Annotated in this window: 10 protein-coding genes; 6 read left to right on the forward strand and 4 right to left on the reverse strand. The window is 69.3% G+C overall.

Annotated elements, in window-relative coordinates; genetic code table 11:
- Positions 1 to 105: 105 nt before the first annotated feature.
- From AZL_RS21635 to AZL_RS21655, 5 genes are all read left to right on the forward strand, one after another.
- Positions 106 to 657, forward strand: a complete 552-nt coding sequence (locus AZL_RS21635; RefSeq protein WP_148219578.1) for a hypothetical protein — start codon at positions 106 to 108, stop codon at positions 655 to 657.
- An 84-nt stretch (positions 658 to 741) separates the two neighbouring features.
- Entirely contained in the window at positions 742 to 3855 is a 3114-nt protein-coding gene (locus AZL_RS21640) for an efflux RND transporter permease subunit (RefSeq protein ID WP_012976594.1), read from the forward strand.
- Between the two features lie 18 nt (positions 3856 to 3873).
- The gene (locus AZL_RS21645) at positions 3874 to 4110 is read left to right on the forward strand and encodes a hypothetical protein (protein WP_012976595.1); all 237 of its coding nucleotides are present in this window, start codon (positions 3874 to 3876) and stop codon (positions 4108 to 4110) included.
- Entirely contained in the window at positions 4107 to 5018 is a 912-nt protein-coding gene (locus AZL_RS21650; protein WP_012976596.1) for an SH3 domain-containing protein, read from the forward strand. The genes AZL_RS21645 and AZL_RS21650 overlap by 4 nt, the downstream gene beginning before the upstream one ends.
- Before the next feature lie 132 nt (positions 5019 to 5150).
- Positions 5151 to 6161 (forward strand): C-terminal binding protein, encoded by a 1011-nt coding sequence (locus AZL_RS21655; protein WP_042444977.1) that lies wholly within the window; start codon positions 5151 to 5153, stop codon positions 6159 to 6161.
- 283 nt (positions 6162 to 6444) lie between these two features.
- On the opposite strand, the gene AZL_RS21660 is transcribed toward AZL_RS21655, so the two are convergent.
- From AZL_RS21660 to AZL_RS21670, 4 genes are all read right to left on the reverse strand, one after another.
- Complete coding sequence (locus AZL_RS21660; protein ID WP_012973088.1) at positions 6445 to 7785, reverse strand: IS1380-like element ISAzs3 family transposase; 1341 nt, start codon at positions 7783 to 7785, stop codon at positions 6445 to 6447.
- An 89-nt stretch (positions 7786 to 7874) separates the two neighbouring features.
- A complete protein-coding gene (locus tag AZL_RS36390) occupies positions 7875 to 8288 on the reverse strand; it encodes a hypothetical protein (RefSeq protein WP_158306006.1) in 414 nt (137 codons plus the stop codon).
- A 744-nt stretch (positions 8289 to 9032) separates the two neighbouring features.
- On the reverse strand, positions 9033 to 11498 hold the full coding sequence (locus tag AZL_RS21665) for a YbcC family protein (protein WP_012976598.1): 2466 nt from the start codon (positions 11496 to 11498) through the stop codon (positions 9033 to 9035).
- Between the two features lie 19 nt (positions 11499 to 11517).
- Complete coding sequence (locus AZL_RS21670; RefSeq protein ID WP_042445256.1) at positions 11518 to 13101, reverse strand: proton-conducting transporter membrane subunit; 1584 nt, start codon at positions 13099 to 13101, stop codon at positions 11518 to 11520.
- A gap of 107 nt (positions 13102 to 13208) precedes the next feature.
- Here AZL_RS21670 and AZL_RS21675 point away from each other — a divergent pair, with 107 nt between their 5' ends.
- Positions 13209 to 14099 (forward strand): LysR family transcriptional regulator, encoded by an 891-nt coding sequence (locus tag AZL_RS21675; protein WP_012976600.1) that lies wholly within the window; start codon positions 13209 to 13211, stop codon positions 14097 to 14099.
- Positions 14100 to 14107 lie beyond the last annotated feature (8 nt).

Here is a 14107-nt window from a genome sequence, read left to right on the forward strand (position 1 = left end):
TCACAGACCCACGGGTCGAAGACAATGAACGAAGACAGGATGGAGGACGCGATGGAGTTTCGCAGCAGGACAGCAGGTTGGTTCCGTTGCGCCGCCGGTCAAGCGGTGTCCACCCTTCTGGCCGTCTGCGTGGCCGCCGGCCTGGCCGGTGCCTTTTCCGGCGCGGCGCGGGCCGAGGATGCCGGATCGCCGGCGTCTCCGCGCATCGCGATGGTCCTGGATCTGGCCCGGACCACGGTGCGCGGGGCTGGCGTCGAGCCGGTCAGCGTCGTCGTCGTCGTCGGCCAGAAGCGCTTGTTCGCCTTCGTCGACCATTATGACAGCAGCGACCCGTTGTCCGGTGCCGAACTGCGGATCGACACGCCGAGGCAGACGCTCGATATGACCGAGGTGTCGCCCGGCATCTACCGCTCCGAGCCCTACATGCCGCCGGCCAGCGTCACGCCGCTGACGGTCAGCCTGGCGCTGGCCGGGGCGACCGCGTCCGGGGCGGCCGACCTGCTGGTGCCGCGTCTGGCCGATGCGGTGCCGGCGACCGCCTCGGCGCACCGTCCAATCATCTGGGCCGGCGTCGCCGTTGCGCTGGCGGTGGCCCTGCTGTGGCTGTGGCAGAATCCGGTCGCCATCCGCCGTCGCTGGCCCGGCCGGGCCGCCTGATCCTTCTCCTTCTTCTTCCGCTCCAGCCTTCCGGCGGCCTTCGGGCCGCCAACGGTGACGCCCCCAACGGAGACGCCCGTCGTCATGTTCACCTTTCTCGTCGGACTCAGCCTGCGCCAGCGTCCTCTCGTCCTGATCGCGGCGCTGCTGATCACCGGCTGGGGCGTTCTGATCGCGCGGGACATGCCGATCGACCTGCTGCCCGATCTGCATCCGCCGATGGTCACCATCGTCACCGAGGCCGGCGGCTATGCGCCCGAGGAGGTCGAGCAGCTCATCACCTATCCGATGGAGCTGGTGCTGAACGGCATGCCAGGGGTGTCGCGCATCCGCAGCGCGTCGAGCCCCGGCTTCTCGCTGATCTATGTCGAGTTCACCTGGGGCACCGATCCCAACCGCAACCGCCAACAGGTGACGGAGCGCATCGGCATGGTGCGCGAGCGGCTGCCGGCCGGCGTCGTTCCCCATCTGGCGCCGATGTCGTCGGTGATGGGTCTGGCGATGCAACTGGTGGTCCAGGCTCCGGACCTGGACCCGATGGCCCTGCGAGAGGTGGCGGACTGGACCGTCCGGCCCCGGCTGATGGCGGTGGAGGGCGTGTCGCAGGTCTATGTCGTCGGCGGCGACGTGCGGCAGTTCCGCTTCACGCCCAATCCGGTCGCCATGAACATGCTGGGCATCACGCTGACCCAGGTGGAACAGGCGCTGACCGCCTTCGGCGGCAACAGCAGCGGCGGCTTCAACGACCTCTACAACACCGAATTCATCATCCGCAACGTCGCCCGCAGCCGTAGCCTGGATGATCTGCGCAGCCTCGTCGTCACCTACCGCGACAGCCGCCCGGTGCTGCTGAGCCAGATCGGCGAGGTCAGCTTCGCCGCCAAGGTCAAGCGCGGCGAGGGCGCCTTCAACGGCGAACCGGCGGTGCTGTTGGCGATCCTGAAGCATCCGACCGCCAACAGCGTGGCGCTCGCCGGCCGGGTCGAGGACATGCTGGAGGAGCTGGCGCCGTCGCTGCCCAAGGGGGTGGAGGCGCGCAAGATCTCCTACAGCCAGGCCGACCTGATCAGCGCGTCGGTCGACAATGTCGAGGATGTGCTGCGCGACGCCATCGTCATCGTCGCCATCGTGCTGGCCGCCTTCCTGTGGAGCGCCCGCACCACCGCCATCTCGCTGCTGGCGATCCCGGTGTCGCTGATCGTCACCATCATCACGCTGAAGCTGATGGGATCCACCATCAACACCATGACGTTGGGCGGCATCGCCATCGGCATCGGCCAGCTGGTGGACGATTCGGTGGTGTATGTCGAGAACACGCTGCGCCGGCTGGGCGACAACCGGCGGCGTCACCGGCCGCTGGAGGTGATCGAGGTGATCATGCGCGCCTCTCAGGAGGTGCGGTCGGGCATCATCTACGCCACCGCGATCATCCTGCTGGTGTTCCTGCCGCTGTTCGCCCTGCCGGGGGAACAGGGGCGGCTGTTCGGTCCGCTCGGCGTCGCCTACATCGTGTCGATCTTCGCCAGCCTGCTGGTGTCGCTGACGGTGACGCCGGCGCTCTGCGCCTATCTGCTGCCCAACATGAAGCATCTGGAGGAGTCGCACGACGGCCGGCTGATCCGCTGGCTGAAGCGGCTGAACGGCCGGGCGCTGGGCTGGGCGCTCGATCATCCGCGAGCACTGCTGGGCGCCACCGCCGGGCTGGTGGTGCTGTCGGCGCTGGCGCTGCCGCTGCTGCCGCGCTCCTTCCTGCCGCCCTTCAACGAGGGCACGCTCTATGTCCAGCTGCTGAACCGGCCGGGCATCTCGCTCGCCGAATCGAGCCGGGTCGGGGCGATGGCCGAGCAGATCATCATGCAGGTGCCGGAGGTGGTCAGCGTCGCCCGCCGCACCGGCCGCAACGAGGATGACGAGGACGCCGATCCGGTCAACAGCAGCGAGTTCCCGGTGCGCGTCCGGCTGGACGGCCGTAGCCGCGCCGAAGTGATCGAGGATCTGCGCGACCGGCTGTCGGTGCTGCCGGTCGACCTGACGGTGACGCAGTTCCTGACCTCGCGCATGGAGGTGGCCCAGAACGGCGTGCGCGGCGCCATCGTGATGAAGATCTTCGGCGAGGATCTGGGCACGCTGCGCGTGCTCGCCGGCCGCTTCCGCGAGAAGTTCGACGAGATTCCGGGCTTGCGCGACCTGCTGGTCGAACAGCAGGTGCAGGTTCCGCAGATCCGCATCACGCTCGATTACGAGCGGGCCAAGCTGTTCGGCGTCACCCCGGCGCAGCTGGCGCAGGCGCTGGAAAGCCTGTCGAACGGCCGCACGGTGTCGCAGGTGGTCGACGGCGGCAAACGGTTCGACGTGGTGTTGCGCCTGTCGGATGCCGACCGCACGCCGGAAACGCTCGCCCAGATGCGGATGGAGACCCCGGCCGGCTATGTGCCGCTGTCCTCCGTCGCCACAATCGTCAACGCCGCCGGGCCGAACCAGATCATGCGCGAATCGGGCATGCGCCGCATCGTGCTGACCGCCAACACCGACGGGTCCGACATGTCGGCGATCGCCGCGAGCATGCGGGCGGTGATCGCCGCCACCCCGCTGCCGCCCGGCTACAATACCCTGTTGGAAGGCAGCTTCCGCCAGGAGGAGGAGAGCCGTCCGGTGATGGCCGGGCTGTGCGCGGTCTCGATCGCGCTGGTGTTCCTGGTGCTTTACCAGCGCTACCGCTCGGTGGTGCTGAGCCTGGTGGTGATGGCGAACATCCCGCTGGCGCTGATCGGCTGCGTCGCCGCCCTGGTCCTCTTCGGCCAGGATCTGAGCCTGGCCGCCATGATCGGCTTCATCGCCGTGACCGGGGTCGCGGTGCGCAACGGCGTGCTGAAGATCAGCCATTTCATCAACCTCGCCCTGCATGAGGGGGTGCCGACCGGGCGCGGGCTGATCATGCGCGGCTGCGAGGAGCGGCTGACCCCGGTGCTGATGACCGCGCTGTCGGCCGGTCTGGCGCTGATCCCGCTGCTGTTCTCCTCCGACATGCCGGGGACCGAGATCCTGCATCCGGTGGCGGTCGCGATCTTCGGCGGGCTGATCAGTTCCACCCTCCTCGACACCCTGACGACTCCGGTGCTGTTCCAGTGCTTCGGCCAGGAGGCGCTGGAACGGCTGCGCGTGGTCGCCGAGGGCGATCTCGCCAGCGAAACATTCTGATCGACGAGGAGACAGACGATGGAGCCGACCTCGCTGACCGTTCTGGTCGTCACCGCGTCGCTGCTCGGCGGCGTTGTGATGGATGTGGGTATGAACACGTTGCAGGACTGGTATGATACCTTCTACCAGGATGCCTTCTGGAGCAGCCGGAAGGTCAGTCCGGAACTGGAGGCCCAGCTCGCCCGCGAGGAGGCGGAGATCGACCGCCTGATCCGCGAAAGCGATTTCGTGAACGAGGAAAGCGCGAAGCCATGATTTCGACCCGTCCCGCTCTTCGCCCGCTTCTCCTGGCCGCTCTGGCTCTTTTCGTCCTGGCGGTCCCGCTTTCAGCCGGGGCGCAGAGCGCGCGTGACACGCCGTCGGCGCAGGTCACGCCGTTGGAAGGGGATTTCGTGGCGACCGCGCGGCTCAATGTGCGCGAGCAACCGTCCGCCCGCGCGGCCCGCGTCGAAGTCATCGACGGCGGCAGCCGGCTGCGGGTGACCGGCAAGGTGGCCGACGCCCCCTGGTACAGCGTGGTGACGCAGGCCGGCAGGAACGGCTTCGTCTCCGCCGATCTGCTGCGCGCGGCGGCGCCCGTTCCGGCCGCGGCTGCGGCCCCGACCCCGATCCCGGTCCCGGTCCCGGCTCCGGAACAGGCCGCCGCTCCCGCCGCCACCCTGGCCGCCACCCCAGTCGCCACCCCGGCGCCCGTCGCGGCTCCCGCCCCCCTTCCGGCCGACCCGGCGCTGTTGGAGCGGCTGGACAGGATGCAGGCCCGGCTGGACGAGATCGAGCGCAAGCTGTCGGCGCTGCCCGACCTTCAGGCGCTGGCGGAGCGTGGAACGGCCGACAGCTCGCGGCTGGAGACGGTGAACGCGACGTTGGACATGGCCAAGGGCATGATGGAGACGCTGTCCGCCTTGCAGGATCAGGTCGCGACCCGTTTCAACGAGCAGCGCCAGGAGTTCGGGACGGTCAGCGAGCGGCTGAAGTCGGTCGAGAGCGACATGCAGCCGGCCATCGACTGGGCCAGGCAGCTGAAGGACAAGGCCCCGCCGCTGGCGGAGGAGGCGAAGGGCTGGTTCTCGAGCACCACCGGCGCGCTGTATGGCTGGATCGGCGCCTGGATGCCTTGGGGCGGTGGTTCCAGCGCCGCCAACGCGGGCGCCGCCAAGCCGTGATCCGATTCGGCGGGCCGTCCTTTCACGGCGTGGCAATTTCCTAGTCAGGCGCGCGGCATCGGCTTGCAAACTCCAGCACCGCATGGGCAAATGGCGGCCTCATCGCTCCATGCAGTGACAGGAGGCCATAGGATGCCGCAGCAGGCTGGACGCTTCGTCGTCGGGATCACCGACCACATGATCCCGCCTCCCGATCTGGAGGCCGCCGTGCTGGATGGCGTCGCCGAGGTCGATTTCCTCGATTGCCGGCGGGAGGAGGATCTCGACCCGGAGCGGCTCGCCCGCCTGGACGCCCTGCTGGTGTGGAGCACCCGCATCGGACCCGCCACCGTCGAGCGGCTGAAGCGCTGCCGGATCGTCGTGCGGTTCGGCGTGGGGTACGACCGCGTCGATGTGGCGGCGCTGGAGGCGGCGGGGATCCCCTTCGCCAACAACCCCGATTATGGGACGGAGGAGGTGGCCGACCATGCCGTCGCCATGATCCTGTCCCTGCAACGCCGCCTGTGGGAGCATGACGCCCGCGCCCGTGGCTATGGCACGACATGGCAGGCCAACACGCTGACGCCGCTGCACCGGTCCAGCGCCGCGACGGTGGGGGTGGTCGGGGTCGGGCGGATCGGCACCGCGGTGGTGAACCGGCTGAAGGGCTTCGGCTATCGCATCCTCGGCTATGATCCGGTGCAGCCGGCCGGGCATGAGAAGGCGGTCGGTTACCGCCGTGTCCGCCGGCTGGAGGAATTGCTGGCCGAATCGGACATCGTCACCTTCCATTGCCCGCTGACCGGCGAGACGCGCGGCCTGCTGAACGAGGCGACGCTGGCGGCGATGAAGCCGGGCGCCATCCTGGTCAACACCGCGCGCGGCGAGCTGTTCGCCGGGCTGGACCCGTTGGAGGCGGCCCTGCGCAGCGGCAGGCTGGCGGCGGTCGGCACCGACGTGCTGCCGGTCGAGCCGCCGGCCCCCCACCCGCTGCTCGACGCCTGGCGGGCGGGGGAGGGATGGCTTGCCGGCCGGCTGGTGGTGACCCCGCACAACGCCTTCCATTCCGACCAGGCCGCCGTGGAGATGCGCCGCAACGCGGCGGAGACGGCCCGGCTGTTCCTGGAGGATGGGGTGCTGCGGAACAGAATAACCGCCGGCTGATCCGGGCTGCCGTTGGCCCTATCGGTCGGTGAGGATACCAGCGGTAACATCAATGACCGCTGGTCTCATCTCAGGGCGACCAAGGTTTGCTCAGCGCCGGCGCGGCTTCTGCCTAGCCGCCTTTATTCACCAGGGTGGCGAGCGGTCTGGTCGCCGCGTTGAGATGATCAACGTTGGGCTGTATGGGCGCGCGTCGTCGGCCGCCGCGCTGACGGCGGCGTGACGGTGTCGGAGTTGGTGGTGGAGGGGATTGGGTGACGGCTGGGGCACGCTGCCCCGGTGCTCAGCAGATGAGCCGGGGCATGCGGCCGAGGGCGAGGTGGATGATCGCCTGATCAGGCGCGCTGGTCGGCAGGTGCACCTTGATCTGCGTCTTCATCTCCACGATACGCGCGGCGGTCTTCACCAAGCGCAGCCGCAAGGTGTCGAATTGCACCGTGCGCCAGCGGGAGCGTTTCGGCATCAGCGAGCGCAGGCTCCACAGCAGCCAGTACGCCCCGGCGTGCAGGAACAGGCGGAACTGGTTGGCCGTCGCCTTGGTGCAGGAGGTCCGGTCTGCGGCAAGGTGGGATTTCCAGGCTTTTATATGATTTTCCGCCTGTCCCCTCGCGCAATACAGGCCGGCATACAGCCAGCGACCCGTGCCGTGGCGTAGGTTGGTGACGATGAAGCGGCTGTCGGTGCCCTGGTCTCCTGCCTCGACGCGCGCGACGATGCGGCGGACCCGGCTCCAGGTGCTGGCCCCGTCATAGAATTCCTTGAAGCGGCGCACCTTGTCGGCTCCGGGCATGGCCTGGAAGCGCGCCGCGGTGCTGGCCTCCAGCGTGGTGACGTGACGGCGCAGTGTGCTGCTGGTCGGCAGACCGAGCACGTAGTCGAGCCCCTCCGCCTCGCACCAGTCCAGCACCTCCGGGCAGGCGTAATGGCCGTCGGCGCGCAGCAGGATCTCGGTCTTGGGCCAGTTTGCCCGAATGGCGCGGAGCAGGCGACGCAGGAAGGTCCGGATCTCCGTCCCCTTGGGCCGCTTGGCTGGGCGCAGCACAGCGGTGACAAAGCGGCCGTTGCCGTCGAAGACAACGATGGGCTGGAAGCCGTACTCGTCATAATGGGCGTTGAACAGGCGCAACTGCTGACCGCCATGCACCGTGTCGAAGGTGTCGTCTACATCCAGCACGATGCGCTTGGGCACCTGGCGAAAGGACGCGCAGTAGAGATCGACCATGGCTCGGCCCATGCGCAGCAGTGCGCGGGTATCCGGCAGGTTCTCCAGGCGCGAGATGGTGGCTTGCGAGCAAAGGTCACGCTCGGACGGCAGGCGTTCCAGGGCCATCTTGAACAGCGGGTCGGAGCGTAGGCTGCCGGCGTCGTTGCCGTCCTCGTAGCCCGCCGCGATGGCCAGCAGGCGAAAGCCGATGATGTCGGCCAGCGAATGCACGGTGCGCGTTGGATCGCGCGGGTCCTCAATACAGGCGGCCAGCCGATCGGCAATCCGCAGCCGCTTCGCCACCTCCCGCAGCACCAGCAGCCCGCCATCGGAGGACAGGCGGCCGCCATCAAAGCGCCCGATCACCGGCTTTCCAGCAACGGGTGACAGGCCGGGCAGCGGCAGGGTATGATCAACCATGGCGGGTGGGCGCTCCGGAAACGGCAGGAGTTGGCGTCAGCACCCAAATCCTACGGCCGCTCAACGGATGCCGCTACACCCGCCAACCCTCATGAATTTTCCCGGCTAGCCGCGGGCGGGTTGCCCCGCTGTCCTGCGGGCGATTGTTTAGCCGGCTTAGTTGGCTGCGCCGTGCTGGTTCCTTTGCTCCTGCTCCTGTCATCGCCACCATCGCCTTCATTGTCGTCAGGCAGGCCGCGAGACATTCCCCTACTCAGGATCGTCGCCGCAGTTGGTCCACCGACGGCAACCGCGGCAATGATTCCACCGAGCCAGGCATTGCCCCAAATTCCCTGAACCGTGGCGAGGATAAGACCAAGGGTGGCAATGATCATGGAGTTCCGTTGCGCGCGATCCATGCGGCGCTCGGAGCCTTCGGTGGTCAGTTTTTCTCTTTCTATTCTCGCGTAATGTTGACTGTTCGCCCACTCGACGATTTTTCTGTCGAGCCCAGGGACGGCCAATCCATGTCGCGGATCGTCGCCGGAGGAGGGATCGGGTCTCTGGTCACAACGCGCCTGAGATAGACCCCCACCTTCTCTTTGGCATTTTCCGGAACACCCGGACTGTTGAGGGCATCCAGAATATCAATCGGGATGGAATCTTCGATTTCACGCAAAGGAAGGTAGGTTCCCGGTCCTGTCCGCCCCGCTGTCGGTCCCGGATAAGGTCGGTTCTTCCGCCGCCTTTTCCGACTCCGGTTCCCGCCCTTCGCTTCCGGTGCCGTGCTTACCGTCCGAAGCGTCGGTTGCCACCTTGTTCGGCTCGTTCCTGTTCCGCTCGGTCAATTGCCCACCACAAATCGTTTCCAACCGCCTCCCAGTCGCTTCTCATTGCCTGGGTGTCGGAGCGTTCAAATGTTTCGTATCGCCTTTCCGGGAGAGGGTCGAAAGCCAGACCGGCACCGATGATGACCTGACGGGTCTCCGGGCTGAGAGATTCTAGCTTCCCGAATATTGTCCGCATCATCTTACCCATGCCGACCCCCTTCCGCATATCGCGGACATACCCGTCCACCTGTGTCGGCGGAGAGTGTTTATCTCATAGGGGAGGCTGGAGCGGCAACTCTCTCCCGTAAACAAACGACCGTCTCCGCCGCCGCTCCTTCGTCCCCATCGCTCCAAAGCTCATGTGCAACGTGGTTGATGTCAATGGGCTCAGGCGGCGTCCTCCGCATGCTTTCCCATGCGCCAGGATCCTGGCGCCGTTCACCCGGCGGCCATCAGCGCCTCCTCCGGCGTGGCGGAGGCCGTCATGCCGGTCCAGCGCAGCGCCCCCGCATAGCGCCGCGCCATCCGGCCCTGGTCGTCCAGGCGGAACAGGTGGAGCCAGCCATTGTCGAACAGGGCGCGCAGCGCGGCATGCCGGGCCAGCACGGCGTTGATCGCCTCTTCCGGCGCCTCCACCACCACCGACAGCCGCAGCGGTTCATGCGCATGGCGCTCGCCGTCATGGACCGACTGCCAGGGCAGACCGACGCGCAGAAGCCCGCCATTGCCCTCGACGACGCCGATGCCGCCGGTGACGTTGTGCAGCAGCTTGTTGCCGGCGCCGAACAGCGTCGGCGCCACCGTCGAGCCGTAATATTGCAGGCTGATCCAGCTCGCCACCACCACGGGGGCGGTCAGGATCAGTTCCAGCACGCGGAAGCCGTCGTCGTCGCGCCAGTCATAGCTGTGCAGGAAGCTGGTGCCGCCCAGGTCGCGGCCGGCGGTGCGGTCGCGCGGCGCGGCGATGAAGGCGCGGCAGCCGGCCAGCCCCCATTCCGGCCGGATCTCCGCCCAGTCGCGGCCGCGCCGGAACAGGTCGTCGCCGGTCTTCGCCCGTGGCAGGCGCAGCGCCCGCTCGCCGCGGGTGAAGGCGCCGGCGCTGGCGAGCCAGCCCCGCACCAGCCTCAGGTCGGCGGCATGGGGCGCCGATGGATGGTCGCCGTCATAGAGGGTCACCGCGTCGGTGGTGGTGTCGTGCAGGGCGCCGATGAACAGCGTGTCCGGCGGGATGGCGATGCCGTGGCCGGCCAGGGCGCCGCGCAGTTCGGGGTCGTTGAGCAAACCGGCGAGCAGGCGGGCGTTCACCTCGCCCGAATGGCCGCCGCAGGCGCCGCATTGCAGGGCGCTGGCGTGGGGGTTGTTGACCACGCTGGCGCCATGCCCCGCCAGCAGGACGATCCGGGCGAAGCCGCCGGTCAGCGACATCGCCCGCAGGATGGTCGCCGCCATGACGGCCCGCTCCTCCAGCGGCAGCGCCGCTTCGAGCCGGGGGGCCGGATCGCGGGACGGCTTGTTCGGGGCGCCGGCCGGGGAGAAGGCGTCGCGCATCAGCTTGCCGGCATAGACCGGCCCCATCGCCTCGACGAAGGCGAAGGAGGAGACGGCGGCGAGCTTGAACCGGCCCCAGGCCCGCTTGGCCCGCGCCGTCAGCCGGGCGTGGGTATCGGCCGACGGGTGGGCGTGGTCATGGTCGCGATCCGGGCCGCAGTCGGAGCCGAATTCCGTGGCCCGCGAGCTGACGGCCGGGGTCAGCAGCACCGGGCAATGGGCCTCCTCGACGTCGGAGGCGAAGCGCCGGTGCGACACGGCGAGGCCGAAGAAGCCGGCGAAGCCGATGGTCTCGATCCGCGCATCGGCCGATTCCAGCGCCCGCCGGAACAGCTCCGACCGCACGTCGATACAGAAGGCGGCCTGGAGGATGGGCCGGTCAGGCGACCGTCTGGCGGGAGACGCCTTGGCGACCGTGTCGGCCAGGGTCCGCTGGGCGGCGCGGTCGGCGGCGTCCTGGAGGATGGAGTCGACGACCTGGTCGGCCGACGCCGCCACCGGTTCGGCATGGGTGGCGCGGACGGCCCGCCAGCGGTCGGCGATCAGGCTTTCATAGCGGTCGTAGAGCGCCTGTTCCCACAGCAGCCGGATCGCCAGGAAGTCGGTCAGCGTGCTGTCCGAGCCGCCGGCCAGCTCCGCCTGCCACAGCTGATAGCGGGCATACTGCGCCCAGCCGCCGAGGCTGGTCAGCAACTGGTGGAAATAGGTCTCGCAGGCGGCGGCGGGCAGGCCGAGCCGGGCGACGGCGGCGGCCTGCGCCTGGCCGGCGGTCTCCGGCCCGTCGGCGACCCGGGCGGCGAAGCCGGTCAGGCCGGCGATCTCCGGCGTCAGGTCGTGGGTGGCGACGGCCCGCCACGCGCCATAGGCCGACTTGCCCCGCGGGGCCGCCCACAGCGCCTGCCCGGCGTCGAAATAGCCGGCGGCCCAGCTGCCGAACCGCTCGGCGATCAGCCCCGGCCAATCGGTGCCGGCGGCCTCCGCCGCCAGATCGGCGACGGTCGGCAGCGCCTTGGGCGGCGGGGTGGCGGTGGCGGCGGCGATCTTCAGCGCGGCGAGCGAGGCGGGGGCCTGCGCATGCGGGCAGGCCGCCAGCGCGCCGGCGAGGTCATCGTCACTGATCGCCCCGGCGGCGATCCGCTCCTGATACCAGCCGCGCGGCATGGTCACGGCGATGCCGGCGACCCGGCCGAGGCGGGCTGCGGTCTGGGCGAGGCTTTCCCCGCTCTGCCCCAGGAAGGGGTTGACGGCGACGCTGGAGGCGAGCGGCCAGACCGGCGGGATCGCCCGCGCCGCGGCGGCGGCGATGGGCCGCAGGGTTGATTGGGTGGCCGATTGGGCGATCATTTGGGTGGTCATGAGGATCGTCCTTCCGGGATCAGGAAATCTTGCGCACCGACCAGCCGCCGAGCAGCCGGTCGAAGACGGCGTTGGCGTACAGGCCGTTGGACAAATGGACCCGCAGCCCGGCGGCGGCCGGGTGATAGGCCCACAGCGGGAACATCGCCTGGGCGACGGCGACGACGGCGAAGCTGACCACCACCAGAACCATCAGCGCCCATTCCAGCGGGCCGGGGGCCGGGGTTTCCGGCAGCGGGCCGGTCAGCGCCCATTCGGCGACGGTTTGCAGCGAGAAATAGGCGGTGGAGGCGGCGACGGCGTAGAGCGCGGTGCGCTTGGTCAGGAAGGCCGGGGCGGCGTCGGCCAGCCCCTGCGCCAGCAGATAGGCGACGCCGAAGATCAGGATGGCGCCGAGCGCCACCGCCTGCGGCGGCTTGGCGTGCCAGCCGAACAGCGCGCCGAACAGCAGGTAGAAGGCACCATAGATCGCCAGCGCGGCGAGGAAGGCGCGGCCGACGGCGCTGCCGCCGGGGATCGCCACCGGGCCGGGCCGCCGGATCGCCGCAACCCCCTCCACCGCACCGCCGGCGGCGAGGAAGGCATGCGCCTTGTAGAGCGAATGGGCCAGGATGTGCAGCAGGGCCAGCGGGAACAGCCCAAGGCCGCATTGCAGCACCATGAAGCCCATCTGCGCCACGGTGGACCAGGCGAGCGAGGTCTTGACCGCCGGCTGGGTCAGCATCACCAGCCCGCCGAACAGGGCGGTGAAGCCGCCGATCATCACCAGCACCGACAGCACGCCCGGCGCCAGCAGCATCACGTCGGCGAAGCGGATCAGCAGGAAGCCGCCGCCGTTGATGACGCCGGCATGCAGCAGCGCCGACACCGGCGTCGGCGTCTCCATCACCTCGGTCACCCAGCCATGGGTCGGGAATTGCGCCGACTTCAGCAGGGCGGCCAGGGCGATCAGGGCGGCGGTCAGGGTGGCGATCCAGGGCGCGACCGTCATCCCCTGGCCGGCGCGGGCCATCCCGGCGATGGTGGCGATGTCGGAACCGCCGTAACCAGCGGTCAGCAGCAGCGCGGCACCGATCAGGGCGGCGTCGCCGATCCGCGCGGTGACCGCCTTCTTGCGGGCGGCCCGCCGCGCGGTGGGACGGTCGGGATAGAACAGCAGCAGCCGATGCAGCAGCAGGCTGGTGGTGATCCAGGCCAGGACGAAATGGACGAGGTTGCCGGCCTGGACCAGCAGCAGGACCGAGGCCAGCGTGGCGCACAGCCAGCCGGTGAAGGCGCCCTGCCGGTCCTCGCCGTCCATGTAGGTCCGGGTGTAGCGCACGACGGTCCAGCCGACGAAGGACACCAGCAGCAGCATCGCCACGCTGACGGCGTCGAGCCGCACCGACAGGCCGATGCCATGGGCGCCGAGCAGCGGGCTGGTGCCGGCGCCGGCGACGGCGAGCAGCCCGGCCGACGCGAGCGCGACGATGAAGGCGGCCAGGGCGGCGGCCTCCGCCAGCCGCGGGACGGAACCGGGGCGTCGTCCCGGCCTGCGGAACCCGGCGGCGGCGGCCAGCAGAAGGGCCACGGGGGCGAGAAGCGGCAGCAGATGAGGGGACAACGCGGTCTCTCCGATCATGCGTGAGGAGCCTGTCCCTTGGCTTTATCAGCGGCGCCGATCTAAAAAAAATTCATTGTTCTCGGGATATCGTTCGGTAAAATCGAACGATGCGCGATCTGAACTACCACCATCTCTATTATTTCCGGGCGGTCGCCCATGACGGCAACCTGACGCGGACCGCCGCGCGGCTGAACCTGACCCAGTCGGCGCTGTCGGTGCAGATCCGCAAGCTGGAGGAGCAGCTCGGCCATGCCCTGTTCGAGCGCGAGGGCCGGCAGCTGCGCCTGACCGAGGCGGGGCGGATCGCGCTCGACCATGCCGATTCGATCTTCGCCCTGGGCGGGGAGCTGGTGGGGACGCTGAGGGAGGCCGGGCGGCCGCGGCGGGCGCTCCGGGTCGGGGCGCAGGCGACGCTGTCGCGCAATTTCCAGATCGGCTTCCTGCGCCCGGTGCTGGGGCGGGAGGATGTCGACGTCGTCCTGCGCTCCGGCGACCCGGCCGAGCTGTTGCAGGCGCTGGAGGCGCTTAACCTCGACGTGGTGCTGATGAACCGGGCGCCGGCCGGCGACGCGGCGTCGCCCTTCGTCGCCCACCGTCTGGCGGAACAGCCGGTGACGCTGGTGGGAACCCCGCGCCGGGTGGCCGGTGGCGGCACCATCGCCGATCTGCTGACCGGCCATCCGGTGATCCTGCCGACCTCCGACAGCAGCGTGCGCACCGCCTTCGACGCGCTGGCCGACCGCATCGGCATCCGGCCGCAGATCGCCGCCGAGGTGGACGACATGGCGATGATGCGTCTGCTCGCCCGCGAGGATGCCGGGCTGGCCGTGCTGCCGCCGATCGTGGTGACCGACGAGCTGGCTTCCGGCGTCCTGCATGCGGCCGACGTGCTGCCCGGCATCACCGAGACCTTCTACGCCGTCACCATCCGCCGCCGCTTTCCCAACGCGCTGCTGCGCGCCCTGCTCGCCGCCGACCCGTCCCGGCTGGCGGGGTAGGGGGCCGG

Source organism: Azospirillum sp. B510 (assembly GCF_000010725.1).
Classification (GTDB): Bacteria; Pseudomonadota; Alphaproteobacteria; order Azospirillales; family Azospirillaceae; genus Azospirillum; species Azospirillum lipoferum_B.

Coding starts and splice junctions, on each gene's coding strand:
- AZL_RS21640 (WP_012976594.1), top strand. CDS start 742: ATGTTCACCTTTCTCGTCGGACTCAGCCTGCGCCAGCGTCCTCTCGTC.
- AZL_RS21645 (WP_012976595.1), top strand. CDS start 3,874: ATGGAGCCGACCTCGCTGACCGTTCTGGTCGTCACCGCGTCGCTGCTC.
- AZL_RS21650 (WP_012976596.1), top strand. CDS start 4,107: ATGATTTCGACCCGTCCCGCTCTTCGCCCGCTTCTCCTGGCCGCTCTG.
- AZL_RS21655 (WP_042444977.1), top strand. CDS start 5,151: ATGCCGCAGCAGGCTGGACGCTTCGTCGTCGGGATCACCGACCACATG.
- AZL_RS21660 (WP_012973088.1), bottom strand. CDS start 7,785: ATGGTTGATCATACCCTGCCGCTGCCCGGCCTGTCACCCGTTGCTGGA.
- AZL_RS21665 (WP_012976598.1), bottom strand. CDS start 11,498: ATGACCACCCAAATGATCGCCCAATCGGCCACCCAATCAACCCTGCGG.
- AZL_RS21675 (WP_012976600.1), top strand. CDS start 13,209: ATGCGCGATCTGAACTACCACCATCTCTATTATTTCCGGGCGGTCGCC.